The sequence below is a fragment of the Mesorhizobium sp. genome (assembly GCF_004962925.1).
Taxonomy (GTDB): Bacteria; Pseudomonadota; Alphaproteobacteria; order Rhizobiales; family Rhizobiaceae; genus Mesorhizobium.
Genome location: NZ_SUEO01000265.1, coordinates 3,743 through 5,933, shown reverse-complemented (window position 1 = coordinate 5,933; position 2,191 = coordinate 3,743). Strand labels below are relative to the sequence as shown.

Below are 2,191 nucleotides of genomic sequence, written 5' to 3'. Positions count from 1 at the left end.
CTCGGGCCACGAGCCGACCTTCCTCGGTTTCGTCGGCAAGGGGCTGGCCGACGCGGCGGCGATCGGCAATGTCTTCGCCTCGCCGCCGCCGGACCCGATCCTCGAATGCGCCAAGGCGGCCAACGGCGGTGCCGGCGTGCTGTTCATGTATGGCAACTATGCCGGCGACGTGATGAATTTCGACATGGCCGCCGAGATGGCGGCGATGGATGACATCGAAGTGCGCACCGTGCTGACTACCGACGACGTGGCATCGGCGCCGCGTGACCAGCGGCAAAAGCGGCGCGGCGTTGCCGGCAATTTCTTCATCTTCAAGGCTGCCGGTGCTGCCTGCGACCGGATGCTCTCATTCGATGAATGCGAGCGCATCGCCCGGAAGGCCAACGACCATACTTTCACCATGGGGGTGGCGCTGTCGCCCTGTTCGCTGCCGCAGACCCGCCGGCCGAATTTCGAGATCGGTCCGGACGAGATGGAGATCGGCATGGGCATTCACGGCGAGCCGGGCATCGCGCGCGGAAAACTGAAAACAGCCGACGAGATCACCGACGAGATGCTGGACAAAATCCTCGACGAGATGGCGCCGGCACGCGGCGACAACGTCGCGGTGCTCGTCAACTCGCTCGGCTCGACGCCGCTGATGGAACTCTACATCATGAACCGGCGCGTGAAACGTCGGCTGGATGACATCGGCGCGTCAATTCACGCGACCTGGGTCGGCAATTATTGCACCTCGCTCGAAATGGCCGGCGCCTCGGTGACGCTGATGCATCTCGACGGCGAATTGCAGACGATGCTCGACCATCCTTGTGACTGCGCCATGTTCCGCGCCGGCTGAAAGCAGCATCCATGACATCCATCGGCACAGCCGATCTGAAAACTATGTTCGATGCGATCGCGGTGGCGATCGAGGCCGACAAGGACAGGCTGTGCCAATTAGATGGCGTCATCGGTGACGCCGATCATGGCATCGCGATGGCGCTCGGCTTTGGCGCGGTGCGCGATGCCTTAGCTTTGCTGGACCTCCCGGCGACCGAGCCGACAGCTCTCCTCAACACCGCGGCGAAATCGTTCCTCAATGCCGTCGGTGCCTCGTCAGGTCCGCTCTATGCGACGGCCTTCATGCGTGGTGCGGCCGCCGTCAAGGGCAAGGCGACCTTGACGGGTGCCGATTTCATCGCCCTGTTCCAGGCGATGGCGCAAGGCATCCAGGATCGCGGCAAGGCCGAGATCGGCGAGAAGACGATGGTCGACGCCTGGCTGCCGGCGGCGCAAGCAGCGGCGGCCGCGGATGCCGCCGGCAAGAGCCTGTCCGAAAGCCTTGAGGCGGCGCTTCAAGCAGCCGAACGGGGCGCCGAGGCGACCAAGAACATGATCGCCGCGAAGGGTCGCTCATCGCGGCTCGGCGAACGATCGCTCGGGCATATGGACCCGGGCGCCGCATCGGCCTTCACGGTGATTGGCGCGATGCGGAAAAGCCTGGGTTAGCCCAGCTTCGCCGCGTCGAGCCTGTCGATCGCCTGGACATTGCCGGCCGACGGTCCCTTTTCGTCGAACTCCGATGCGAGCCAGGCGTCGACGATCGACTTGGCCAGTTCCGGGCCGATGACGCGGGCACCCATGGTGATGATCTGGGCATTGTTGGATTTGGCTGCGCGCTCCGCCGAATAGGTGTCATGGGTGAGTGCGGCGCGAATGCCGGGCACCTTGTTGGCCGAGATGGAAACGCCGATCCCGGTACCGCAAAACAGGATGCCGCGATCGTTCTCGCCGTCGAGGATGGTCTGGGCGAGCTTCTGCGACAGGTCGGCATAGTAGCCCGCCTGGCTGAGGTCGCTGACGGCGAGGCCTGGTTTGGTGGCGAGATGCGCGGCAATGACGTCGAGCAGCGGCTTGCCGGCACTGTCGGCTCCAATGGCTATTTTCATGGTCGTATCCTTTCCTTGTTCGGTTAATTTCAGATCGCCGCCGAGGCGCGTTGGAGGATGTCGATATAGCCTTCCGCCTGCCAGGCTGAGCGGCCAATGAACAGCCCGTCAATATGAGGCTGACCGATCAGTTCGGCGGCATTTTGCGGATTGACGCTGCCGCCATAAAGCACCGGCGGTATGCCCGGCAGGAGGTCGCCGGCGATCTTCTTGATCAGCGCCTGCTGCCTATCGGCATAGTCCGCGCTTGCCGGAATGCCCTT

At 63.8% G+C, this 2,191-nt stretch carries 4 protein-coding genes; 2 read left to right on the top strand and 2 right to left on the bottom strand.

Annotation, left to right across the window (positions count from 1 at the left end):
* Together E5W87_RS31840 and dhaL are read left to right on the top strand one after the other, a co-directional pair.
* Positions 1–838: dihydroxyacetone kinase subunit DhaK (locus E5W87_RS31840; protein WP_292406835.1), on the top strand; the 838-nt coding region annotated here is incomplete at its 5' end.
* An 11-nt stretch (positions 839–849) separates the two neighbouring features.
* On the top strand, positions 850–1,488 hold the full coding sequence (gene dhaL, locus E5W87_RS31835) for a dihydroxyacetone kinase subunit DhaL (RefSeq protein WP_292406832.1): 639 nt from the start codon (positions 850–852) through the stop codon (positions 1,486–1,488).
* Here the strand turns inward: dhaL and E5W87_RS31830 are convergent.
* Together E5W87_RS31830 and E5W87_RS31825 are read right to left on the bottom strand one after the other, a co-directional pair.
* Complete coding sequence (locus tag E5W87_RS31830; protein WP_095483850.1) at positions 1,485–1,928, bottom strand: RpiB/LacA/LacB family sugar-phosphate isomerase; 444 nt, start codon at positions 1,926–1,928, stop codon at positions 1,485–1,487. The two genes, dhaL and E5W87_RS31830, sit on opposite strands and share 4 nt — an antisense overlap.
* 29 nt (positions 1,929–1,957) lie before the next feature.
* On the bottom strand, positions 1,958–2,191 hold a 234-nt coding region (locus E5W87_RS31825; protein ID WP_292406829.1), incomplete at its 5' end, for a triose-phosphate isomerase.

What these genes read in the sequence shown, in the direction of transcription:
- dhaL (WP_292406832.1), top strand. Translation starts at nt 850, where the DNA reads ATGACATCCATCGGCACAGCCGATCTGAAAACTATGTTCGATGCGATC.
- E5W87_RS31830 (WP_095483850.1), bottom strand. Translation starts at nt 1,928, where the DNA reads ATGAAAATAGCCATTGGAGCCGACAGTGCCGGCAAGCCGCTGCTCGAC.